21 protein-coding genes are annotated in these 23,193 nt (G+C 41.3%); 9 read left to right on the top strand and 12 right to left on the bottom strand.

Going from position 1 to position 23,193, the window contains the following annotated elements; translation table 11 throughout:
• Positions 1 to 2: 2 nt before the first annotated feature.
• The 3 genes from DP73_RS01125 to DP73_RS01115 all read right to left on the bottom strand — a co-directional run bounded on the left by DP73_RS01125 (position 3) and on the right by DP73_RS01115 (position 3,485).
• The gene (locus DP73_RS01125) at positions 3 to 1,019 is read right to left on the bottom strand and encodes an HlyD family efflux transporter periplasmic adaptor subunit (RefSeq protein WP_034596818.1); all 1,017 of its coding nucleotides are present in this window, start codon (positions 1,017 to 1,019) and stop codon (positions 3 to 5) included.
• A gap of 69 nt (positions 1,020 to 1,088) precedes the next feature.
• On the bottom strand, positions 1,089 to 1,712 hold the full coding sequence (locus DP73_RS01120; RefSeq protein WP_034596817.1) for a TetR/AcrR family transcriptional regulator: 624 nt from the start codon (positions 1,710 to 1,712) through the stop codon (positions 1,089 to 1,091).
• 267 nt (positions 1,713 to 1,979) lie between these two features.
• Positions 1,980 to 3,485: a PucR family transcriptional regulator gene (locus DP73_RS01115; protein WP_034596816.1), complete on the bottom strand. Its 1,506-nt coding sequence runs from the start codon at positions 3,483 to 3,485 to the stop codon at positions 1,980 to 1,982.
• A gap of 220 nt (positions 3,486 to 3,705) precedes the next feature.
• On the opposite strand from DP73_RS01115, the gene DP73_RS01110 reads away from it, so the two are divergent.
• The 6 genes from DP73_RS01110 to DP73_RS01085 all read left to right on the top strand — a co-directional run bounded on the left by DP73_RS01110 (position 3,706) and on the right by DP73_RS01085 (position 9,239).
• A complete protein-coding gene (locus DP73_RS01110) occupies positions 3,706 to 4,860 on the top strand; it encodes an iron-containing alcohol dehydrogenase (RefSeq protein ID WP_052090325.1) in 1,155 nt (384 codons plus the stop codon).
• Positions 4,861 to 4,909: 49 nt separating this feature from the next.
• Entirely contained in the window at positions 4,910 to 6,613 is a 1,704-nt protein-coding gene (locus DP73_RS01105) for an aldehyde ferredoxin oxidoreductase C-terminal domain-containing protein (protein WP_034596815.1), read from the top strand.
• On the top strand, positions 6,613 to 6,813 hold the full coding sequence (locus tag DP73_RS01100) for a MoaD/ThiS family protein (protein WP_034596813.1): 201 nt from the start codon (positions 6,613 to 6,615) through the stop codon (positions 6,811 to 6,813). The genes DP73_RS01105 and DP73_RS01100 overlap by 1 nt, the downstream gene beginning before the upstream one ends.
• A 193-nt stretch (positions 6,814 to 7,006) precedes the next feature.
• The gene (locus DP73_RS01095) at positions 7,007 to 7,195 is read left to right on the top strand and encodes a hypothetical protein (protein ID WP_034596810.1); all 189 of its coding nucleotides are present in this window, start codon (positions 7,007 to 7,009) and stop codon (positions 7,193 to 7,195) included.
• A 186-nt stretch (positions 7,196 to 7,381) separates the two neighbouring features.
• The gene (locus DP73_RS01090; protein WP_034596808.1) at positions 7,382 to 8,374 is read left to right on the top strand and encodes an aliphatic sulfonate ABC transporter substrate-binding protein; all 993 of its coding nucleotides are present in this window, start codon (positions 7,382 to 7,384) and stop codon (positions 8,372 to 8,374) included.
• Between the two features lie 16 nt (positions 8,375 to 8,390).
• On the top strand, positions 8,391 to 9,239 hold the full coding sequence (locus DP73_RS01085; protein ID WP_052090324.1) for an ABC transporter permease: 849 nt from the start codon (positions 8,391 to 8,393) through the stop codon (positions 9,237 to 9,239).
• 81 nt (positions 9,240 to 9,320) lie between these two features.
• Here DP73_RS01085 and DP73_RS01080 read toward each other — a convergent pair whose 3' ends face one another.
• The 4 genes from DP73_RS01080 to DP73_RS01065 all read right to left on the bottom strand — a co-directional run bounded on the left by DP73_RS01080 (position 9,321) and on the right by DP73_RS01065 (position 15,032).
• Positions 9,321 to 11,063: an NADH-dependent [FeFe] hydrogenase, group A6 gene (locus DP73_RS01080; protein WP_034596806.1), complete on the bottom strand. Its 1,743-nt coding sequence runs from the start codon at positions 11,061 to 11,063 to the stop codon at positions 9,321 to 9,323.
• Positions 11,064 to 11,087: 24 nt separating this feature from the next.
• Positions 11,088 to 12,974, bottom strand: a complete 1,887-nt coding sequence (locus DP73_RS01075; RefSeq protein ID WP_034596804.1) for an NADH-quinone oxidoreductase subunit NuoF — start codon at positions 12,972 to 12,974, stop codon at positions 11,088 to 11,090.
• 86 nt (positions 12,975 to 13,060) lie between these two features.
• Complete coding sequence (locus DP73_RS01070) at positions 13,061 to 13,549, bottom strand: NAD(P)H-dependent oxidoreductase subunit E (protein WP_034596803.1); 489 nt, start codon at positions 13,547 to 13,549, stop codon at positions 13,061 to 13,063.
• A gap of 373 nt (positions 13,550 to 13,922) precedes the next feature.
• Positions 13,923 to 15,032 (bottom strand): cache domain-containing protein, encoded by a 1,110-nt coding sequence (locus DP73_RS01065; protein ID WP_034596802.1) that lies wholly within the window; start codon positions 15,030 to 15,032, stop codon positions 13,923 to 13,925.
• A 318-nt stretch (positions 15,033 to 15,350) separates the two neighbouring features.
• Here DP73_RS01065 and DP73_RS01060 point away from each other — a divergent pair, with 318 nt between their 5' ends.
• From DP73_RS01060 to DP73_RS01050, 3 genes are all read left to right on the top strand, one after another.
• The gene (locus DP73_RS01060; RefSeq protein ID WP_034596801.1) at positions 15,351 to 16,421 is read left to right on the top strand and encodes a cytochrome c3 family protein; all 1,071 of its coding nucleotides are present in this window, start codon (positions 15,351 to 15,353) and stop codon (positions 16,419 to 16,421) included.
• Between the two features lie 208 nt (positions 16,422 to 16,629).
• Positions 16,630 to 17,829, top strand: coding sequence for a diguanylate cyclase (locus tag DP73_RS01055; protein ID WP_034596800.1), 1,200 nt, complete (start codon positions 16,630 to 16,632; stop codon positions 17,827 to 17,829).
• Between the two features lie 51 nt (positions 17,830 to 17,880).
• Positions 17,881 to 19,077 carry an anaerobic nitric oxide reductase flavorubredoxin gene (locus DP73_RS01050; RefSeq protein ID WP_034596799.1) on the top strand — a complete coding sequence of 399 codons (1,197 nt, stop codon included), beginning with the start codon at positions 17,881 to 17,883 and terminating at the stop codon, positions 19,075 to 19,077.
• A gap of 110 nt (positions 19,078 to 19,187) precedes the next feature.
• Here the strand turns inward: DP73_RS01050 and DP73_RS01045 are convergent, their stop codons facing one another.
• From DP73_RS01045 to DP73_RS01025, 5 genes are all read right to left on the bottom strand, one after another.
• Positions 19,188 to 19,853, bottom strand: coding sequence for an HD-GYP domain-containing protein (locus DP73_RS01045; RefSeq protein WP_034596797.1), 666 nt, complete (start codon positions 19,851 to 19,853; stop codon positions 19,188 to 19,190).
• Between the two features lie 52 nt (positions 19,854 to 19,905).
• Entirely contained in the window at positions 19,906 to 20,199 is a 294-nt protein-coding gene (locus tag DP73_RS01040; protein ID WP_014901636.1) for a DUF2325 domain-containing protein, read from the bottom strand.
• A gap of 224 nt (positions 20,200 to 20,423) precedes the next feature.
• Positions 20,424 to 22,472: a ferrous iron transport protein B gene (gene feoB, locus DP73_RS01035; protein ID WP_034596795.1), complete on the bottom strand. Its 2,049-nt coding sequence runs from the start codon at positions 22,470 to 22,472 to the stop codon at positions 20,424 to 20,426.
• A gap of 83 nt (positions 22,473 to 22,555) precedes the next feature.
• Positions 22,556 to 22,783: a FeoA family protein gene (locus DP73_RS01030; protein WP_034596794.1), complete on the bottom strand. Its 228-nt coding sequence runs from the start codon at positions 22,781 to 22,783 to the stop codon at positions 22,556 to 22,558.
• Between the two features lie 21 nt (positions 22,784 to 22,804).
• Complete coding sequence (locus DP73_RS01025; protein WP_034596793.1) at positions 22,805 to 23,020, bottom strand: FeoA family protein; 216 nt, start codon at positions 23,018 to 23,020, stop codon at positions 22,805 to 22,807.
• Between the last annotated feature and the right edge of the window lie 173 nt (positions 23,021 to 23,193).

Raw genomic sequence — 23,193 nt, 5'->3', positions numbered from 1 at the left:
CTTTATTCCAGGGTTACATCTGCCGGCATACCCGCTTTCAGCTGGTCTTGACCTTCAATAACAGCTAATTTTACTGCATAAACAGTGGTCGTCCGTTCTTCCTTTGTCTGCACATTCTTTGGAGTAAATTCCGCTTGATTACTAATGTATTGAATCTGTCCCTTAAACTTTTTATCAGGGTAAGCATCAGCGATAATAGCAACAGTTTCGCCCATTTCTATCTCACCAAGTTTAGCTCCGGGTACATATATTTTAATCCATAAGTCGTTAGGATTTAGAATGGTTACTAGAGTTGTGCCAGGATTGACAACTTGGCCTACCTCGACATTTTTATAAAGAACCTGGCCATCAGCGGGGCTCTTAATAGTAAGCTTATTTAAACCTAGTTCTGCGGTTCTAATAGACTGAGCTGCAATATCAACCGCCGCTCTCTGAGCCTGGATGGTGGGTTGGGGATACCCGGCAAGTGCCTGATCTAAACCGGCTTGGGCTACCTTAACACTCTCTTGGGCCCCTTGATATTGGGCCTTTAAGGTTGCCACTTTATTTTGCTGAGCTTCTACAACCTGTTGACTGATAGCACCACTCTCATGGAGTTTCTGATTTTTTGACAGATTATCTTCCTCAAACTTAAGATTGGGTTCTAATGCTAAAAGATTAGCATTCGCCTGGCTGACCAGATGTTCAAGCCGTTTTATTTCCTCTGCCCTCGCTCCGCCTAATAGATCATTAAGTTTAGCTTGTGCTTGAGTTTGTTGGCTCTTAGCAGTATCCAAGGAAATCCTGGCCTGACTCTCGTCTAGTTTAGCAATAATATCTCCTGTTTTAATAACCTGACCTTCACTCACTAATAATTCAACAATTTTGCCGCCCAACTCCGGCTGCACCGGAAGTTCAGTTCCTTCAATCGTCCCTGAAAACAGATTCGACTCTGCAGAACGGTTTAAATAGCGATCCCCTAAGAACGACAGGGTAATAAAAACTAGAACAATGACTACAACTACAGCCTTTTTTCTCATTTTTTCTCCTCCTGTTCCTTGTTGCTGATCAATTCTTCCCAATAAGTTCAAATTTATCTATCACACATCTTAGTTGATAAGCAAACCATTTAAGAAAAGTTCAAGAATCTGATCAGCGGCCTCGTCAATGGTTCTTTCCGGTGAAAATCCAGGGAATACATGATTGAATATCCCATAAAACAAAACCATCCCCATAAAACTCCTCATCATAGCCGGAAATGGGATTGGTTTAAAAACCCCCTCTTCAACGCCCTTGTCAAACCAAGGTTTGATGATGTTAATACCATCTCCTAAAATCCCATTCGATAAGGCCTCCCTCACTTCTTCATGGTATTGTGCTTCAGCAAACATAAAACGGACAAGACCATCGTTCTCTTTGATTAACTCTAAGCGATTCTTTAAAAAACAGCGAAAGAATTCTACCGGATCTTTCTGTTCCTTATCTAAAGAGATAATTCCTTTAAGTATTTTTGGTTTGAGAACAGCGACTAATAATTCCTTTTTAGTAGCGAAATGACGAAAAATGGTTCCCTCAGCAACTCCAGCGGCCCTGGCAATCTCTGCTGTCGTAGAGCCATTATAGCCCTTTTCAGTAAAAATATTTAACGCTGCCTCAAGGATATCTTGACGCCGTTCTTCTATAGTTTTCTTCTTGCGTTTATCCAATTGCTCCATTTCCCGATTTGATTTCATATTTCCCTCCAAAGAACTTAAAATACTTATTACTTACCAACCCATTATTAAGAAATGAGTGATTACTCACTCCATAGTAACCATAAATAACATTCTTGTCAATAACTCAACAAATATCGCCCTAAACATCTGGTATAATCGTTCTTGGTCAGAGAGACACTGCCAACAACCTTGAATTTGAAACGGTTAACATGAAATACGTGATCAAATCTAATCATTTCTGTCAACGACTTCCTTTAATTAAATCTTAAAAGGATTTAAGATTTATTATAGCTGATTCAGGAACTTTTCAATTCTGAACGAATCGATAAGAGCATGGACTGCATTTACATTGTTTAGGTCTAAATTTGTAAGCTGATTAATGCGATTGATTCTGTAGATTAGTGTGTTTCTATGTACGAATAAGGCCTCTGCCGTAGCTCGGAGGCTATTTTTGTGTTCCAAAAAGGCTCGCAGCGTAACATAAAGTTCAGTGTTGTTCAGTTTGTCATATTCTCGAAGAACCTTCAAAGCAGGATGACAGTAATGGTCTAAGGGAGTTTTCCCAGTATAGTTGAACAACATGTCATAATAATTAAAATCACTATAGTCAAAAACTTGGCTGGTCAGACCGAAACGCTGGGCTTGTTTTATAGAGGCTACCGCTTGATTGAAATGGCGCTTGAATTCTGTAATTGATGAAAAAGACCAGCTTAGTCCAATACTTACCTCTTCAAATTGGGCAAGGTTAGTAAGTTCTTGTATCTGTCCTTCAGAAATTGAGGGTACCAAAATTCCCATATAGCTTTTATACCTTACTGGATACCCCTTGGGAAAAATACGTTCCAACTCCATGGCGAAAGTGTTCTTTAGGTAACGGTTTTCTATATGGTGGATAAAACGGGCTACTACCACACGCATTTCTTTCGGAAAACTAACTTTTAACATGGTTATTTGTTCTAAGGTATTTGTTATCTCTGCTTCATTTAGCAAGCTAAAAAGGATAGTACTGTAAAAGGATTCGTAAGCTCCCTCTGAGGCAGAGTCCCTCTTAAAGACATCAAAGAGTAATCTGCCGACTAGGGGAAGCAGACGATGATGACTGTGTCCAATGGGGGTATGATGTTCAACCATAACTAAGCCCCCGACGACATGACCCTCCTGAGTAATGCGGGTCACCAGTTTAGGCTGAAGATCACCGGGTAATGAAATCAGCTGACTTTCGTTTCCTCGTTTACTCCATTCTTTCATTTGCTTATTAGAGCGAACCTTCTGGATAAATTCATAGGAGCAATATCCCCTTGCAACATTCTGAGCCCAAAGCGGATCAACAATTTCATAGCTGATTGAATGTGCCAGTACCTTCTGGCTAGAGTCAATAAGAATTAAAGCGTTTCCAAACAATTGTGCAGCGGTATCAATGACACTATTTATAGTTTTTCCCCTTAAGGCCATTTGTGCCAACTCAAAAAATATGTTATCTCCCCGCAAATCTTCAAATATTAAATCTTTAGCTCGATTGAAAACATCGTTTAAGTCCTCATGGCTGACGAGAGCATAGTTGCTGCCCTCAGGTAAAGCAAAAAGCGGCTCATCCATAGAAAGCAGCATTATCGGGTGATCCAGCTGATTCTTTAATTGGTGTAAGCTGCCTACATATAGTACTTTCTCTTGCCAGTGATCTTCGTTTCTATCCAGTAAACGTATATCGATAATGTCTGGAGAATTGCCCGACAAAACAGTTTGCAGCTTATAGTTCTCTTGTAATAATGCAATAAGCTCTTGAAAATGCATACTTTCACCTCGCCTTCTTGTCTATATCATAATATATATTTAAAAATAATTCATTCTTATCCGGTTAATTTTGAATAGTTAAAAATGTAGAAATATACTGCCTCCTTTTGTATGAGTAGTACGTATACCTAAAAAAAACTACATGATAGCATTGATATAACGAATTGGCTGAAAACTTTTACTTTTCCCATTGTTGTTAAAAAGGAAGGAGTGGCTAATAGTGATTACGTCTTATAACGTTTTTGTTCCGGCTGTCATGGGCAGCGGCGCATCCCTAAGAACCGGACTTAAGGTTCGGGAGTTGGGATGCCAAAAAGTCCTTGTGGTTTACGACAAGGGGCTTAAAGATGTTGGCATAGCTGACACAATTGTGGAAAATATCCAAAACTCCGGAATCCAAACTATTTGTTTTGATGGGGTGCTCCCTGATCCCCCGGATACAATGATTGAAGCGGCAGCAGCAATGGCGGTCAATGAAGGAGTTGACGGCATCGTAGCCATTGGGGGAGGCAGTGCCATCGACACAGCTAAAGGCATAAATGTCCTAATTAATAACCCCCCTCCTATTATGAAGTACTTTGGTGTTCAAAAGACTCTTAACCCTGGTGTACCCATGATCTTCATTCCTACAACCAGCGGTACGGGCAGTGAAGTCACCAATATGTGTGTCGTCTCTTGCACTTCTCTTGATAAAAAAGACAGTGTCGTAAGTCCCGTTTGTGTTGGTACACTAGCTATTCTGGACCCTGATCTAACTTTAGGACTGCCTCCAAAGATGACTGCAGCAACCGGTATAGATGCTTTAGCACATGCAGTAGAATCCCTAACCGGCGGACAGGCTAATCCAATTTCGGATGCTCTAGCCCGGGAGGCTATTCGATTAATTGGTAAATGGCTCCCTGTAGCTTTTCGTGAGGGTTCTAACCTAGAAGCACGAGAGCAGATGCTGCTTGCATCTATGTATGCGGGAATGGCCTTTACCAATGCTCTGGTTCATGTTGGTCATTCAATAGGTCATACCTTAGGCGCTCAGTTCCATCTTCCCCATGGGATTGCCTGTGCAGTAACCTTGCCTGAAGTTATTGAATACACAGCAAAAACAGAATTCAATAAAGTTAGAATGATCTGTGAGTGTTTAGGAGAGGTGGTTGCAGAAGACGCATCCTCCGAGGAAATAGGCGCTATTGCCCGTAAGGCTATCCGCACCCTCATCAAATCCTTAGAGATTCCAAATCTTAAAGAGCTGGGAATTTCTCTTGAAAATGCAGTTCAAATTGCACCACTGGTGGCAGCAGACACGGGGTTGGCTTTAGCACCCTACCGTATCCCTACACCAAAGATTGCTGAATTGATCAAGTCTGCCTACGACGCTTGATGAATTTCCACCTACCTTAAAGGCTTTATAATTGAAAGGAAGGATAACTATGTGGTCAAAACTAACCATTGATATGAAAAATCTGACGCTTAGTAAAGAACCTCTGGATGACGAGTACCGAGAACTAGGGGGCAAATCCTTAATTGCTCAATATATGATCAAGAACGTTCCTCCCCAATGCGACCCTTTGTCCAATGAAAATCAGCTTATTTTCTGCACAACAATTTTTGCAGGAACAAAATTAACCACTGCACACCGACTCTCTATTGGTGGTAAAAGTCCTCTAACCGGAGGAATAAAAGAGAGTAATGCCGGTGGATATGCCGCTTCTCTATTAGCCGAGCAAGGCATTAAGCTGGTTGTGGTTAAGGAAATCCCCGCCGATGACCGTCTCTGGTTTTTGCATATCAATGCCGAAGGCAAAGCATCCCTTGAGGATGCAAGTATGTATGAGGGACTAAATAATTACGACATCGCCAAGAAGCTTGATGAACGTTTCGGAGACAAGATTGCAACTGTATCCATAGGCAGCGCTGGAGAACGACTCTATAAGTGTTCTTCACTACAAGTTTCAGAATTCGGTACCGGTCATCCAAGCCGAGCCGCTGCACGAGGTGGCCTGGGGGCGCTGATGGGAAGTAAGCGACTTAAGGCTGTTGTTATTGAGAAGCCATTGGAGCCTTATAAGGTGCAATATGCTAATGAAGCCCAATTTAAAGATGCTTGTCTGAAGCTTAATAAGTTAATTGCTGAAGGAGCAAAAAATGATCCGTTTCAAACCATTGGGACGATCTCAACCATCGATGTTACCGGTGCCAACGGAATCCTTCCAGTTGACAATTATTCCGGGAAACTATTCCCTGACTACACAGAGGTTGGATCCAACAAATTTATGTCCAATCTAAAATCCCGGGGCGGTCGTAATAAGCGTGCTTGCCAACCAGGCTGTGTCGTACAGTGTTCCAATGTTTACAATGATAAAAATGGGGATTATCTCACTTCAGGTTTTGAATATGAAACAGTAGCACTCTTTGGACCAAACTGCCACATCAGCGATTTAGATGCCATTGCCGAAATGGACCGTATTTGTGATGATCTGGGTGTGGATACCATAGATATCGCCAACGCAATTGCCGTGTGCATGGAAGCAGGAAAAATTCCATGGGGGGATGCCGCTGCCGCTCTCGGTCTGCTTAAAGAGATGGCAGAGGGCACAGAATTCGGTAATATTCTGGGTAATGGCTGTGAAGCAGTTGGCAAAAGCCTCGGGTGCAAACGCATTCCCGTGGTAAAACACCAAGCAATAGCCGGCTATGATCCCCGCAACACCAAGGGTACAGGGATCACTTATGCCACAAGTCCCATGGGGGCTGACCATACTGCAGGGCTTTCTATGGGCCGTGCTTTTGAAGACACCGGACGGGCGGCTCAAGCCTATGTCTCGACCAAATTGCAAGTAGCTATGAGTTTTGCCGATAGTATGATGTGTATTTTTGCCTTTGCCCATACGGTTACAGATTTACAGTTGTTTGCAGAAATGATGGCCGGTTTATTTGGCGGTAAAGCCGATCTTCTTCGTGTTACCAGTATTGGCGTAAAATCACTTTTAACAGAGAGAGCTTTCAACAAAATGGCGGGAATGACCATTAAAGATGACAGACTCCCTGATTTCTTCTACACCGAACGTTCTATCGCAACCGGTTCTCAGTTTGATATTAACGATTATGAATTGGAGGTGCTTTTTGAATTCTGATGATAAAAGTAAACGGACTAAAGATTGAATTTAAACATGGCATGACCGTGGCAGATGCCTTAAAATCAGCCGGAAAATCCCCGGATTCTATGACTTTAGTAGTCCTAGACGGAAAGCTCTTACCTTGTGGCCAGCCTTATAAAGATTCTCTTGCTGACGGCTCTGAAATAAGACTTTTACCCATTGTTTCCGGGGGTTAACGATCCTATTGTTTTTTATATCTTAATCTCTACCTTCGATCTATAGTTCATATACGCAATTCTTAAATCCGCACCACCCGGTGGGGATTTTTTTTTATAATTACTTACCTGTTTTAATTGGACAATCATTCGTAAATTCTATAAAATATTGTCTCATTAAGTCAAACCATCAATTTATGCCTATTGGAGGTATATGGTAAAGGTCCGCAAACTTGACAAGCAATATGTCAATGTTACAGTCATGCTTTATCTAATGACTCGTCTTGGAACAGCGAAAAAGGTAACCAATGATTATGAAAAACTAACTGGTAAAAAGCCAAGAAGCTTTGAGATATTTGTCAAAGACAATACCTCGGTTTTTCAATCTGATGTTGTAAAATAATACTAAATAGTCATAGCTAACCCCACCATTTTACTTATATAAGTAAATGTTGTTTTGTATAAAGGTTTGAAATTTGAAAATATTGAATCTACTTCAAATTTCTTTGTCATTTTACTCTTCATGTACCTTAGGTGTGTTAAACTAAAAATAGGATAATTTAAGTTTAACAAAAAGGATTGTGGTTAAATGTTTCGTTCAAAGCTATTATTTATTTCCCTTTTATGCACAACCTTGCTAATTGGCTGTGCACCTCAAAGTTCTTCTAACCAAACCCTACCTGATAAACCCAAAGAAATAAACGCTTCCTATGTCTCCCGGCCCATCAACATCCCTTCAGTTGTCGCTAAGGAAAAGCAAATGTTTGAAGAGGAGTTTGCGAAAGACGGTATAGAATTTAAATGGCACGATATACCGGTTCCAAGCAATCAACTAGAAGCCTTAGCTGGTAAATCACTTGATTTTTCCAATAGTCTGAATTACGTTTCGGTTATCTTAGCAAAAGCTAGCGGGAATGATATCAAAGTCGTTTCCTCTTACTCACACTTTCCCAAAGGAATAAGTCTCGTTGTAACCCCTAATGGATCTATAAGCTCTATTGCAGACCTTAAAGGGAAAAAAATCGCTCTACAAAAAGGGACTATGCTTCATGAAATGCTAATTCGAGCTCTGGCAGAAGTAAATCTGACAACTCAGGATATACAACTTGTAAATATGGATTCCACTGCCGCAGCTACAGCTATTGCAGCAGGACATGTTGCTGCCACAATTTTGCCTGAACCACTACTTTCCAAAACCGTTGCTACGGGTAAAGTTAAAAAATTGCGTTCGGCAGAAGGACTAATTTCCGGCTTGACCGTAATTGCTGTGCGCAACGAATTTGCTCAGACTCAACCCGAACTAGTAAAACGTTTCTTAAAAGTTCATAAAGCTTCCGTCAACTGGAGCGAAACAAACCTTGAAGAAGCATTCGCAATGACCGCAAAGCAAAATCAACTGGATATAAAGGGCGTGAAAAACCTTTATCCCGAGTTTAACTTTGACATGAGCCTTAATGACGTTAAGGCCGACTTGCAAGCATCCGCTACCTTTTTGCAAAAGGAAGGAATGATCCGTCCTGATGTCGACATTAATAAACTTGTGGAGGACTTAGTTGATCCAAGTTACCTACCCACAACATAATTATGGAGGTTTTTTTATGAAAGCTCCCGCAAATACTCCACGAGAAAAGTCAAAAACTTTGACGGGGGCGTTAACTAGCTCAATGAGGATGGGGTTTGGGATAAAACTTTTTCAAGGCTTAGCTCTTCCTGGGATTATTTTGGTAATCTGGGAAATACTCAGTGCTTTGGGCTGGCTGAATGTCTATCTCCTTCCCCCGCCCTCTCAGATTTGGGATCGTCTATTAACCATCGCTAGTAATGGACTGCTGATAAAGCATATAGGCACCAGTCTATACCGTGTTGGTATCGGCTTTAGCCTTGCTCTCTGTCTGGCTCTTCCACTTGGTTTCTTGCTCGGCCTATTCCCAGGGGTACGTAGTTTTTTATCACCCAGCCTGAGCTTTTTTCAACAAATTCCAGCCATTGCTTGGATTCCTATGTTTATCCTCTGGTTGGGCATTGATGAAGCTTCAAAGATTGCCATTATTATGTACTCAGCCTTTTTCCCAATCTTTCTTAATACCTTACATGGAATCGCCAGTACAGATATAGAACTCAAAGAAGTAGCCTGCATTTATGGTCTTTCTCGCTGGGGTTTAATTACCCAAGTATATCTCCCGTCAGCTGCTCCTTCTGTCTTTGTCGGTATGAGGCTGGGCCTTAGTTATTGTTGGCGATCCTTAGTAGCGGCAGAACTACTAGGTTCTTCCCAGGGTATTGGTTACCTGATTCAGGAGGGCCGTGAAATGGCTCAAACAGATTTAATGCTTAGTGGGGTTCTGGTTATTGGGCTTGTCGGCCTATCATTAGACTTTGGTTTTCGCCGATTGGAGGCAAAATTTTTGCCGTGGCAAGAAAAGAAAGAGATTTATCCAACAAAATAGCATTTCCCAAAACATAACAAGAGGAGTAAGCATCCTAATGGACGCTTACTCCTCTTGAACTTTTTACACTCTTACAAGTAACTAGATTTTCTTCCGTGCTACATAACTGGTATGAAGTAATTTATGCGCTCTTTCCCCATAGGGTTCACCTAAATAATCTTTATAGAGACCAATAATAGCTGGATTTTCGTGGGACTTCCTTAAAGGCTTGGAGCGATCCTCTCGATATAATCCTTCTGCTCGTGCGGATAGAATTTCTAAATTTCCATGGTGATAGGGTTGTCCGCCGCCGCCAATACATCCTCCCGGACAGGCCATGATTTCTATTACATCATAATCACTTTCGCCAGCTTGGATTTTCTCGAGAATTGTTCGAGCATTTCCTAACCCATGAACGACTGCAGCCCGATAATCCCGACCAGCAATTGGTACAACGGCCTCTTTAAGCCCATTCATTCCTCGAAGAACCTCAAATTCTACTTTCTCCAGGGTTTCTCCGGTGAGTACCTCGTAGGCTGTTCTTAAAGCAGCTTCGAGAACCCCGCCAGTCGTTCCGAAAATTACAGAAGCACCTGTCGATTCCCCTAAAGGATGATCGAACTCTTCGTCTTTTAGATGGTCAAAATGAATGCTTGCTTCTCGGATCATACGTGCAAGTTCTCGGGTCGTGATAACAATATCCACGTCGGCAGTTTCTGCCCCTTGGGAAAGTTCCGGACGTGCAGCTTCATATTTCTTAGCAACACAAGGCATAACTGAGACAACTGTAATTGTTTTAGGGTCTATGCCTAAAGTTCTCGCATAATAGCTTTTAATCAAGACTCCTAACATTTCATGCGGAGATTTACAAGTTGAAGGAATATCCAGTAAATCCGGAAATTGATGTTCGAAGAATTTGACCCAGGCAGGGCAACAACTGGTGAGAAGCGGCAGGCGTCCGCCATGTTGTATGCGGTGAACAAGCTCCGTTGCTTCCTCCATAATTGTTAGGTCGGCCGCAAAATCCGTATCAAAGACTCGGTCAAAGCCAAGCCTTCGAAGGGCAGCGACCATTTTGCCGGTTACAATTGTCCCCGGTTCTAATCCAAACCCTTCACCCAAAGCAACCCGTACAGCCGGTGCTGTTTGTACAACGACAAATTGATTAGGATCGTTAAGTGCCTTCCAAACCTTGTCAACCTGGTCTAATTCTGTTAAAGCACCCGTCGGACATACTGCAATACATTGTCCGCAGAAGGTACAAGCAGTTTTGCTAAGGGGTAAATCAAAAGCTGTTTTAACGACTGTTTCAAAGCCACGACCTACTGCAGAATAAACACCTACCGTCTGCACTTCGTTGCACATTGTTTCGCAACGGCGGCAGCGGATGCATTTGTTAGGATCTCTAACAATGGAGGAACTTGACATATCAATCTCAAACTCAGATTCGTCACCTTCATAAGAGATATGGCGGACTCCTAATTCTGAGGCGAGGGATTGAAGATCACAATCTTGGTTTTTAGCACAAGTCAAACAAGATTTTGGGTGATCGGAAAGAAGCAGTTCAACCATTGCTCTTCGGGCTTGGATAGCACGCAATGAGTCTGTTCTGACTACCATGCCGCTGGAAACTGGGGTTGAACATGAGGAAGCCAAATTGCGTCGTCCCTCTATTTCAACGACACAGACACGGCAGGAAGCAATATTGTTATTATAGTGCATTTCGTTAAGCTTTAAGTAGCATAAAGTTGGAATATCAATGTTTACGGTTCTAGCGGCTTCTAAAATAGTTGTTCCTTCCGGTACTTTAAGCGCTATGTCGTTGATAGTTAACTGTATATCCATATGGAGTCCTCCTTTAGGGATACCTTAATGGCAGATGATTGCTCCGACGACACGACATTGTTCCATACATGCCCCACATTTTAGGCAACGTTCTTGATCAATAACGTGACGCTTTTTAGTTGTTCCAGTAATACAATGCATAGGACATTTCTTAACGCAAAGGGAACACCCAACGCACTTATCTGTAATTTCGTATTTGAGCAGGCTCTTACAAACGCCTGCAGGACAGGTCTTGTCAACAACATGGGCAATATATTCTTCCCGGAAATACTTTAAGGTGGAGAGAATGGGATTGGGGGCACTTTGCCCTAGACCACACAGAGCTGTGTCCTTAATGATATTACACAATCTTTCCATGTTATCTAAATCCTCTAACGTCCCTTTTCCTTCAGTGATCTTCTCCAGGATTTCATGCAAACGTTTGGTACCAACCCGACAAGCTGTACAGCGACCACAGGATTCGTCCATCGTAAACTCTAGAAAATACTTGGCGATATTGACCATGCAATCATCTTCATCCAAGACTATGAGTCCACCCGAACCCATCATAGAGCCTATAGCTGCCAGAGACTCATAATCAATAGGGGAATCCAGATATTTGGTCGGGATGCATCCGCCTGAAGGGCCTCCGGTTTGAGCCGCTTTAAATGTTTTATGCTGCTTAATTCCCCCGCCAATATCAAAAATGATTTGCCGAAGTGTTGTGCCCATGGGTACTTCTACGAGTCCAACATTATTTACTTTACCTGCTAGAGCGAAGACCTTAGTCCCTTTGCTCTTTTCAGTACCAATGTTAGAAAACCATTCTGCTCCCTTAAGGATAATCGGCGGAATGTTGGCCAAGGTTTCTACATTGTTAACGCAAGTGGGTTTACCCCACAGACCTTTTTGAGCCGGAAATGGCGGTTTTACTGAAGGTTCCCCTCTGGCCCCTTCAATGGAATGAATCAGCGCCGTTTCTTCACCACAGACAAAGGCACCTGCTCCGTATTTAAGCTCGATCTCAAAGTTGAAATCGCTGCCTAAAATTCCTTTTCCTAGTAAACCATATTCTCGGGCTTGCTCTATAGCTATTTTTAAGCGATGAATTGCTGCTGGGTACTCTGCCCGAACGTAGATATATCCCTCGGATGCTCCAATGGCTGCACCCGCAATAAGCATAGCTTCTAAAACGCTATGGGGGTCACCTTCCAAGACTGAGCGGTCCATGAAAGCACCCGGATCTCCTTCGTCAGCGTTACATATAATGTATCGCTGGTCCGCTGGGCTCTTACGGGTGAACTCCCACTTTGAACCTGTGGGGAATCCTGCACCACCACGCCCCCGTAGTCCACTTTGCTTAAGAACATCTATAACCTCAAAGGGCTTCATAGAAAAAAGAACTTTGGCTAAGGCTTGGTAACCATCTGCGGCAATGTATTCGAGGATATTTTCCGGCGCAATATATCCCACATTGCGAAGAGCTATCCGAAGTTGTCCGTTGTAAAAGGGGATGCTGCGAGCAAAACGCTCTTTAGTCTCAGGATCCATAAAAAGCAAGTGTTCTACTATCTTTCCTTGCAAGAAGTGTTCTTCGACAATAGTTGTCACATCTTCACTGGAGACCTCACAATAAGTTACGTTATCCGGGAAGATTTGAATCATTGGGCCCTTTTCACAAAAGCCAAAACAGCCAGGTTGGAAGACTTTAATCTGTTCAGACAGTTCCAATCTGTTCAGTTCTTCTTCTGACCGTTGGGCAATTCCCGGACTTCCCGAGGAATGGCAACCTGGTCCTCCACAGACCATAACATGCCTTACCGGCCCTTGAGTTTTTTCGCTTCCAGCGGAATCCATAATCCGTCTTGTTTCAAGGAGTTTAAGGTTTTGAGCTTGTAATTCATTCAATGCATCAATACTTTTGAGTTTCATATGGCTTTCCCTTCCTTCGGTGACGCTTCTCAGAGCGTATACTGGGGACGGTTACTTCTAAAAAACAGGGTAATTGAGATATGGGTCTATCCTTCCGGACGGTACTTCGCTAAAACCTCATTTATGTCCTGTGGCTTTTGCATGCGTCCATGCACTTTGCCATCGACAATCATGACTGGAGCGAGACCGCAGGCTCCAACACAGCGCAATGTCTCTAAGGTAAAGAGATTATCAGGAGTTGTCTCTCCGGCCTTAATTTTAAGCTGATTTTCAAGTTCTTCTTTTAATTTTTCTGCCCCCCGTACGAAGCAAGCTGTACCCGTGCAGACATTAACAACATGTTCCCCACGAGGTATCATCGTAAAAAATGAATAAAAACTTACTACACCGTAAACTGTAGCAGAGGGTATATCCAACTTCTGAGCAATATGCCATTGCACATTATCGGGCAAATATCCATATATTTCTTGCGCATAATGAAGAACTGCGATTAGATTTTCCTTTTTGTGGGTCAGACTGTCAATATAATTATCCAGCTTTTGGGCAAATTGATTAGGTGTACCGGCTTCACACATGATAATCCTCCTTTATATAAAGATTTTTTATTACCCCGTTTCTCACCTCTCTTCGTCTATTTTTTAAAAAGTATCCTCTCAGATAAATCGAAATTGTTTGTCAATTTCGATTGCTGTGAACAGTTTACCTCGCTATTAGCTTACTGTCGTGTTTATGAACATTAAATAAGCGTTTTATCAATAAAGAAAATTAAGTTAATTAAGAAAATAACAAGCTTTTTATCAAATCAGATATATTTTACATTTTTATCCTTATGGAAATCTAATAGTTTTGTTGTATTGCATACAATTTCTAATGATACTTTGCCTTATTTAAGCATCAAAATAGACTCCGCCTAAAATCTAGTGCGAAGTCTATGACAATAGTCTTATTTCACTGTGGTATGAATAATTTGACGGGTCTCCCTACTGTGCCATATTTCTGCTCAGATTTTAATACTCCGCAATGTTCAAGAAATTCAAGATAGCGACGTACTGTTACCCTGGTAAGCTTAACTCCTTCTGCAACTTCCTCTGCGGAGAGTGGACGTTTATTCGCCTGAAGAAATTGTACTATCTGACCCAGAGTAGCTTGATGTAATCCTTTAGGTAATCCTGCATCTCCGGTATTCCCTGGGAGCTCGAAGTTAGGAGGTGGCATATAAGCGGAAGTTAGATTTAGCGTCTCAGTTGGGGTATTGCTAGAGTTAATGCTGTTTATTCGATTCATTTCCGAAGTAAGAGATTGGATCTGCTCTACCATCTGGTTAAAGGCATCTTCAAGTTCTTCAATTTCCTTCGCTCCAGACACTTTAACCTTCTCAGTAAGGTGTCCGGTTGCTACGTCCCGAGTCCCTAACATGATATTGTGCAAAGGGTAAATAATAACTTTCTGGAGAAAAAACCAGGTAACAAACGCTACCAGTAGAGTTAAGGCTAATCCTATTTCTGCCATTGTAATCAAAGACCGAGTGATTATCTCCTGTTCATAGGCATGAGATATTCCCACATAAAAAATACCAATGATGTCGCCATTTTCTGCACGTAATGGTACATAACCTGTTTGATACCACTGTCCTACTACATCGGCTTCTCCTACGTAAGTTTGACCATTTTTGAGTACCGTCTGCACAATACTTTCAGAAACCTTAGTACCAATTGCTCGTTCGTTATTTGAACCACGTATGGTTGTAGCAACCCGAGTGTCTCGAAGGAAAATGGTTACTGTATCCCCTGTCAAACTGGATAAATGATCCACCAAGTCATTGTTTAAACTAATTTTCTCCGTCCCTTTATAGAGATTTCCATCATTCTCTGACCACACCCCGGGATATGTCTTATCAATAATCTCCTCACAGGTAGCCAAATCCGCCTTTACCTTAATTATCGCTGCCGCCACTGCTCGATCCTTCATATATATTCCAAGAACTACGAGAAAACAAGCTGCCAGTAAAAAAAGCGATGACAACAACATAATAAGGATTTGATTTTTTAGCGAACGCACAAAGTTCCCTTCTTTCTGTCTTAATCAATAAGAGAATTGGTAATTAGGATTATTCGCGAACGGAATCAAAAAACCTTTAATTTTCGGATAAATTGATTGAGAAAAATGAATCTTCGATTTATATCAGGAAATTTCCATAAATTTCATGCTAATTATTTTTGTTTTTAAGCATTATCCGATTAAATTATAAGCAAACTAAGACCACAATGTTGTTTAATCAACATCTTAAAAATATAATACCTGTCTTCCTGACCAATTCTGGTCGACACAATAAATTATTGGAATTTAATTGATTCTAAATTAAGGAGGAACGACTTAATGAACTGGAAGAAACCTTTTATCGCTTCAATTATTTCTCTTACTTTTTTAACAGTACTAGCTATGGGTTGCAACAAGACCGATGAAACTCCAACACCTCAACCAACGGGACCACAGTTAACCGGAACCCCTCAAGTGTCCTATGCAGGGGATGATGCATGTAAAGCCTGCCACACAGAGACTTATGACAGTGTAATTCATACAAAACATCACGAAGCCTTTAAGCCTCTTGCAGATTTTCCTCTAGAAAAACCTTTAGGCGAAGTTACTATTTTTGATGCAGCTAACAAAGATAAACCAACCTCAACAACTCTGGATCTATCCAAGGCGAAAATATACGGAGTAATGGTCAACGATTATATAATTGCCGAAATACCAGAATCGGCTGGATTTAAAGAAAAAATTTATCGAGTTGGGGCAGTTCATAAAACAAACGACAAATGGACCGTTGAGCCCGCTAAACAAGCTGATATCGACAAAGATGGTAAAAATGACTGGACTGCCGAAAGTTTTACATGCGGAAAATGCCATGCTCCTGGAATTGAAGTTGGATCTCCCAGTTTAGGTGTATCCTGCGAGTCTTGTCATGGCCCTGGCGGAAACCATGTAAGTGCTACTGATAAGAAGGGAACAATGAGCTCTGAAGTTGCTAGAGTTTCATGCAATAGTTGTCATGAAAGCAACCCATCCAAGAATGCTGAGGGAACCTTTATTGCAAATAATCACTATGGAACACGGAATTACTTTGCTAGCAAGCATAATCAGAGTAATCAAATGAATCAGTGTCTGACTTGCCATACTCCACATAAAGCTAACGCCAGTGGCTCTACTGTTCCGACAGACAAACCTACTGACAACTGTGTCAAGTGTCATGCTGGTAAAACCTTTGATCTGGATAAACTCATGTGGAAGAACCCAACTGATGAACGTGGACACTTCACTCGAGATCATAGCTTTGGAGCTATGAAATATGAAGATCTCCAAGATGACCCAGCTACCAAACCTATTGAGATCAAAAATCCAACAATGATTGAATTGATTAAGAACCGGCTGCCGGAACTGGCCAAGTAGAGCTTCAAATTCGAAAGAATAAAGGGATAGGAATGCAATGATGCATTCCTATCCTATTTTTATGAACAACATCCATGCTTATCCTAAATTAAAGATTTCAATTTGGGATAAGCATATCATCCCCTTCGGCAGGAATATTTTATGACAATGTAGAAGGAATAATTTACATATATCATTTGCGACATTGCAGAGCTTAGGAGCATACTACATGAAACTTTTTTCCCTATCTAAACTAACACGTACATACATTTCAGCCTTGAGTTTAATAGCCCTGCTTACAATTGCTACATTCTTTTCAATGCACCAAGTTATTTCAACTCAATCTGATAGTGCGCTGCTTGTTAATATTAGCGGGAGCCAACGCTGGCTCTCCCAAAAAGCAGCACTTCTTAGTGTTCAACTAATTTACAGTTCAAATACTAGTGATCGCAAGCAGATTAGACAGCAATTGTCGGAAACAATAGCTCAACTGCAGTCAAATCACCAAACCTTAGTTGAGGGTAGTACTCATATAATTCCATCACATTGCTTATCACCTCAAATGCAAGAGATGTATTTCAGCCCACCCGTAAATATGCACTCTCGGCTTAACCGCTACTCATCTGAAGCCTTGGCCTTAGCCCAGGATCCTGAACACTTACTTACGCCTAATAACTCTCATCTAATATATTTGCTTCGAGAAAGTGGAAATATCCTGGAATCTCTGGATCAGATAGTATCTTTGCACCAGAAAGAAAGTGAAGCCAAGGTTCATCAACTTAGGTTATTAGAGATTACCAGTGGCTTAGTAATTCTTATAACCCTCGCTTTTCTTGGATTGTATATTTTCCGACCTTTAGCAAACACTCTACTTATGGAAAGATTCAAGTTAGAAAATGCCAACCAAGAACTCAGTGTTCTTTCCTCCATTGACGGATTAACAGGAATAGCTAATCGCCGTCACTTTGATCAGTTCCTTAACCAGCTATGGTTACTAGCGACACACAACAGAGAACCTATCGCACTTATATTATGTGACATCGACTTCTTTAAGGCGTATAATGATACTTACGGCCACTTGCAAGGGGATGAATGCCTTAAAGAAGTCGTAGCATCCTTAAAAGGCTCTCTTAAACGCCAAGGAGATTTTATCGCACGTTATGGGGGAGAAGAATTTGTGGTTGTTCTCCCAAACACCACTGTGGAGGGTGCCTTAACTGTCGCTGAGACCTTACGTGTTAGTGTAGAAAGCCTAGAAATACCCCATCGTCTTTCCTCTATTATACCTAAAGTAACGATTAGTTTGGGAATAGCTGTCGGACATGCTAACCTCGCTAATTCTCCCACACCCCTAATCGAAGCCGCGGACAAAGCCCTTTATCAAGCAAAACAGAACGGACGTAATTGCTTCAGATTAGCCGAGGCTTAACATTATTAAAAGATTACTGACTCGAACAAAATAAATTCAGGAGGTCATATTATGAGTTTTACAGTTAATAAAAATGTACAATGGGTGGGTAAAATTGATTGGGAATTAAAAAAGTTCCATGGTGATGAACTCTCTACACACAACGGTTCCAGCTATAATTCGTATCTAGTTCGCGACGAGAAGACGGCCTTAATTGATTGCGTATGGACGCCCTTTGCCAAAGAATTTGTCGCAAATTTAAAGAAAGAAATCGATTTAAACACAATCGACTTTATAATTGTTAACCACGGAGAACCTGATCACAGTGGGGCTCTACCTGAGCTAATGAGGGAAATCCCTAATACTCCAATTTATTGTACCGCTAATGCCATCAAATCCCTAAAAGGGCAGTATCATCAGGATTGGAACTTCGTCCCTGTTAAAACCGGAGATAAACTAAGCCTTGGTTCGAAAGAGTTCGTTTTTATTGAGGCTAGAATGCTCCATTGGCCTGATACCATGTTCACCTATTTAACCGGAGATAATATTTTGTTTAGTAATGACGGTTTCGGACAACATCTGGCCTCAGAGCACATGTTTAATGATTTAGTTGATCAAGCGGAGTTATATCGGGAAGCTCAGAAATATTTTGCGAACATTTTAACGCCATTTAGCAATTTCGTCCGCAACAAAATTACCGAGATCTTAGGCTTTAATCTGCCAGTAGATATGATTTGCCCAAGCCATGGTGTTATTTGGCGAGACAACCCAATCCAGATCGTCAATAAGTATGTAGAATGGGCTTCAGATTATCAAGAAAATCAAATAACAATTGTTTACGATACTATGTGGAACAGTACCCGGAAGATGGCAGAGAATATTGCAGCAGGCATAAAATTAAGTGACCAAGATGTTACAGTCAAATTATTTAATTGCAACTCTACCCATTCCGATAAAAATGATATTATTACAGAAATCTTTAAATCCAAGGCAATTCTAGTCGGCTCACCAACCATTAATAAGGGTATCTCATTTGCAGTTGCCGGAATCCTAGAAATGGTTAAAGGTTTAGGGTTTAAAAACAAAAGAGGAGCCGCTTTCGGCAGTTATGGTTGGAGTGGTGAAAACACAAAACTTATTTCAACTGAATTAGAACACGCTAAGTTTGAATTACTCAATGAAGGGTTACGGGTAACCTGGAATCCTGATGAAGAAGCTCTAATCAAGTGTCAAGAATTTGGTCAGAGTATCGCAGAAGCACTTAGATAAACAGACATTCTAAAGTATAAACAAATAGTAGACACCCACTTTTACTTGAAAGTGGCGTGTCTACTATTTGTTTAAATCGAAAAATTTCATTGATAGTACATAGCCTAAGCTCAACATTTCGAATGAAGTGCTACAACTGCCAATTTAGAGTCGCCCTCATTCCTCTCAGATTCCATGGATCGTTCTCTCCATTTTTTCCATAGTCTTTCCGAGGCTTCTACAGCAACAGGGTCAAATTGTATACCTTTATTTAAGACAACCTCATCCCAGCATTCTTCCCAAGACAAGGCCTTGCGATAGGGCCTTATCGAAGTTATCGCATCAACAGCATCAGCTACTCCAATTATTCTTGAACCTAGTGGGATTCTGTTTTCATATAAGCCACTAGGATAACCCTTCCCATCCCAGCGCTCATGGTGATGCAGCACAATTTCAGCAATTTGCTTAAGACCCTTTGATTTAGCCAAGATTTTGTAACCAATCTCTGGATGATTTTGTATCTGGGCCCATTCATGGGGAAGAAGTCTCCCCTTCTTATTTAGTATGTTTTCAGATATACCCATCTTGCCTATGTCATGAAGGTGTGCCGCAATATGAAGATTTTCTAATTCCTGCCCTTTTAGTCCCATAGAGCGTCCTAAATCATAGGACATATCCCCTACCCTAGAAGAATGACCGCTAGTGTACAAATCTTTTGCTTCCAGAGCAGCTGCTAGACACTCAATGATATCGTGGAAGTGTTGAGGACGAAATAGTCTTTGAATGAATTGAAACATACCTTTCCTCCACTAGAGATTATCTATAGCCGCTTATCTTAAGATTTAGTAATTATACAATGACTTTTTCTTCAAGTTCATCCAGCAGTCTGTCCAATGAAGCACCGCTGCTGCTATGGCTTCTAAACACGGGAATTTTCTTTCTCTTCGCTTCTTTTACTGCAGTATGAATCATTTTGTGAGAGACTGTTGATGTGAATAATACAATTCCATCAGGAGATCCGATTACTTTATCGAACTTGGTAGGCATCTGTGTATAGACTTTTACATTGTGCCCTCGCTTGCTGCAGATACCCATATACTCACTATGCATTCTGTCATGACCACCAACTAACACGATACTCATTGTTTCCGCCTCCTAACAAACTTTTTTCATTTGTATTATTTTAATTTTTAATTAAGATCTTAAATTTATTGGGTACAATTACACTGACTTTGAGTGCAACCGCTGCAGCAACTTTCTCCCTTCCTCATTCTGCCAATTGACCTTGCAATGATAAACCCAGTCACTCCGACGATGAAACTGCCGATAATCCAATTAATCATTTAATTCACCCATTCCTTAATTAATTAGCTGAAACCCAGCATTTTTCCAATTTGAAAGATTAAAAAGGCAACAAGCCACGCTACCCCTGTTGAGTATCCTATAGTAATCATTGTCCATTTCCAGGAATTCATCTCCCGTTTAATGGTTGCAAAAGCTGCCATGCAAGGAAGATAAAGTAACGAGAAGGCCATGAAGGCGTAGGCGGTTAATGGAGTAAATACCGTTTGCAGAGCCGTAATAAGGTCCGTTGAGCTTTCAGTAGCCTCTGCCACACCATGCAGGATACCCATTGTCGACACAACCGCTTCTTTGGCGATAAACCCAGTAAGCAGAGCAACAGCAGATTGCCAGTCTCCAAAACCTAGCGGAGCAAAAACAGGAGCAATAACACCACCTATCGAACCGAGCATACTTTCAGCTGGTTCCGAAACCGCTTGGAACGAAAAGTTAAAGTACTGTAAAAACCAGATTATTACAGCCGCCGCAAAGATTATCGTCCCAGCCTTTTTGACAAAACCTTTGCCACGATCCCACATATGGATCATTAAGCCTTTTAATGTGGGAATTCTATAGGGAGGCAACTCCATTACAAAAGGTGCTACCTCTCCTTTAAGGATAGTCTTTTTAAGCAAAATTCCTGACAAAATGGCTACAATAATACCTAAAATATAAAGGGAGAATACTACCACGGTTTGATTGCTGGCGAAGAAGGCAGCAGTATACAAAGCATAGATGGGTAGCCTAGCTCCACAGGACATAAATGGGACAAGCATGATTGTTAAGCGCCGATCCTTTTCATTTTCCAAAGTTCTTGCACTCATGACCGCCGGAACGGTGCATCCGAAACCTATCAGCATGGGAATAAACGATTTTCCACTCAAGCCCAGCTTTCTCAGGAGTCGATCCATAACAAAGGCTGCTCTTGCCATATATCCAGTGTCCTCTAGAACGGATAGAAAGAAAAATAAGATCATGATTTGCGGCACGAATACTAACATACTTCCCAAACCGCCAATAATCCCGCCTACAATGAGATCCTGCAGCCAAACTGCTGCTCCCGCTCCTTCAAGGGCGGTCAAAACAAAGCCTGCTATTGTTTCGTTCACCAACACGTCCACAATGTCAATGGTAGATGAGCCGATGGTACCAAAGGTTATAGAGAATATTCCAAACATCAGCGCTAGAAACAATGGAATCGCTAATATTCTATTGGTCACAACTTTATCAATTTTATCTGAAATGGTTAGGTGTGTGTTATCTGCTTTTTTCTTAACAACTTTGCGTGCAACCTTCGTCGTGAATTGGTATCTGCTGTCGGCAATAACTGTCTCAATATCCATATCAAAATTCTTTTCTAATCTTTCCTGATACCCTTTAAGCCTTATTAACGATGAAGCCGGAACCTTCAATGCTTCTTGAACTTTCTCGTCCCCTTCTAAAAGCTTTAAGGCCGTCCAGCGGGGATTTTGCACCTCACTCTCAAGTTCCGGTAAAATCGTGCTTTCAATTTCCTCAATACTTGCTATGATACTTTTATTATGTATCTCTTGAAGCTGGGGAGAACTATGGCCCGAAGATGCTGTTTGAGCTACACTAAGAGCTCTATCCAAAAGTTCTTTTACGCCCTTACCTTTGCTCGCAGTGATTGGCACTACTGGTAGATTCAGTGAAGATTCCAGGGTAGCCAGATCAATCTTATCCCCTTTGGCATCTACGGAATCCATCATGTTTAGAGCAACAATAACATTTACCCCTAATTCAATTAATTGGGTGGTTAGATAGAGGTTTCTTTCTATATTAGTACCATCAACGATATTAATTACAATATCTGGAGTTTGATTAACAATGTAATCTCTGGCTATGACTTCCTCCATAGAATATGGGGATAATGAATAGATCCCCGGAAGGTCAATAATCAGAACATCCTCTTTTAACCTTTTAGCTTTTCCTTCTCTTTTTTCGATAGTAACTCCAGGCCAGTTTGCAACATGCTGAGTGCTCCCAGTAATTTCATTAAATAATGTAGTTTTTCCACAGTTCGGATTCCCCACTAATGCAAACTTTAACGACACTACTCCACAACTCCTCCCAGATATCGATAACCATTCTCAATTATGCCTTAAAAAAATTACTCCTCTTTAAGCAGGAGCAATCCTTATTCTATTATAATATTTTGGGCTTCTGCCTTTCTCAGGGTTAATTCGTACCCCCGAATATTGACTTCTATTGGGTCGCCAAGCGGCGCTACTTTCCTTACTAATACTTCTGCCCCCCGGGTCACACCCATATCCATTAACCGTTTTTTTATAGGACCCTTTTCACCTAAGACTTTCACAATCAGGCCCTTCTCACCATTTTTTAACTCCTTTAGAGTTCTTTCCAAAACATTTACCTCCTCCAAAACTCACGAATGAACCATTACTTGCTGGGCAACTCCCCTATTTAAGGCCAATCTAGATCCTTTGATGGCCACAATTAGATTGCCGCTAAACTCGGAAATAACTGATATCGTAACCCCAGGAATAATCCCCAGACCTTCCAGGAACTTTTTAGTTGTTTCTTTAGCTCTACATGCTTCAACTACAGCCTCTTTACCCGGTGATAACATAGTTAAAGGCATTCTTCCAACTCCTTATTATAAAAAGGTGCTTGCAATTGATAATCAATATCACCATCGTTTGGACTTATGTTATCACTAATCTCCTTATACGTCAACGAGAATTTTCGGATAAGTCATTCGCTCTATAGCGCCACAAACAATAAGCTCTGGAAGCCAACCTCTTCCAGAGCTCA

This window comes from Desulfosporosinus sp. HMP52 (genome assembly GCF_000765145.1).
In the GTDB taxonomy this organism is placed as follows: domain Bacteria; phylum Bacillota; class Desulfitobacteriia; order Desulfitobacteriales; family Desulfitobacteriaceae; genus Desulfosporosinus.
The sequence above is the reverse complement of the archived record's forward strand: the minus strand, read 5'-3'. Positions and strand labels throughout refer to the sequence as shown.

Coding starts and splice junctions, on each gene's coding strand:
- DP73_RS01125 (WP_034596818.1), bottom strand. CDS start 1,019: ATGAGAAAAAAGGCTGTAGTTGTAGTCATTGTTCTAGTTTTTATTACC.
- DP73_RS01120 (WP_034596817.1), bottom strand. CDS start 1,712: ATGAAATCAAATCGGGAAATGGAGCAATTGGATAAACGCAAGAAGAAA.
- DP73_RS01115 (WP_034596816.1), bottom strand. CDS start 3,485: ATGCATTTTCAAGAGCTTATTGCATTATTACAAGAGAACTATAAGCTG.
- DP73_RS01105 (WP_034596815.1), top strand. CDS start 4,910: ATGTGGTCAAAACTAACCATTGATATGAAAAATCTGACGCTTAGTAAA.
- DP73_RS01100 (WP_034596813.1), top strand. CDS start 6,613: ATGATAAAAGTAAACGGACTAAAGATTGAATTTAAACATGGCATGACC.
- DP73_RS01095 (WP_034596810.1), top strand. CDS start 7,007: ATGGTAAAGGTCCGCAAACTTGACAAGCAATATGTCAATGTTACAGTC.
- DP73_RS01090 (WP_034596808.1), top strand. CDS start 7,382: ATGTTTCGTTCAAAGCTATTATTTATTTCCCTTTTATGCACAACCTTG.
- DP73_RS01085 (WP_052090324.1), top strand. CDS start 8,391: ATGAAAGCTCCCGCAAATACTCCACGAGAAAAGTCAAAAACTTTGACG.
- DP73_RS01080 (WP_034596806.1), bottom strand. CDS start 11,063: ATGGATATACAGTTAACTATCAACGACATAGCGCTTAAAGTACCGGAA.
- DP73_RS01075 (WP_034596804.1), bottom strand. CDS start 12,974: ATGAAACTCAAAAGTATTGATGCATTGAATGAATTACAAGCTCAAAAC.
- DP73_RS01070 (WP_034596803.1), bottom strand. CDS start 13,549: ATGTGTGAAGCCGGTACACCTAATCAATTTGCCCAAAAGCTGGATAAT.
- DP73_RS01060 (WP_034596801.1), top strand. CDS start 15,351: ATGAACTGGAAGAAACCTTTTATCGCTTCAATTATTTCTCTTACTTTT.
- DP73_RS01055 (WP_034596800.1), top strand. CDS start 16,630: ATGAAACTTTTTTCCCTATCTAAACTAACACGTACATACATTTCAGCC.
- DP73_RS01050 (WP_034596799.1), top strand. CDS start 17,881: ATGAGTTTTACAGTTAATAAAAATGTACAATGGGTGGGTAAAATTGAT.
- DP73_RS01045 (WP_034596797.1), bottom strand. CDS start 19,853: ATGTTTCAATTCATTCAAAGACTATTTCGTCCTCAACACTTCCACGAT.
- DP73_RS01040 (WP_014901636.1), bottom strand. CDS start 20,199: ATGAGTATCGTGTTAGTTGGTGGTCATGACAGAATGCATAGTGAGTAT.
- DP73_RS01025 (WP_034596793.1), bottom strand. CDS start 23,020: ATGCCTTTAACTATGTTATCACCGGGTAAAGAGGCTGTAGTTGAAGCA.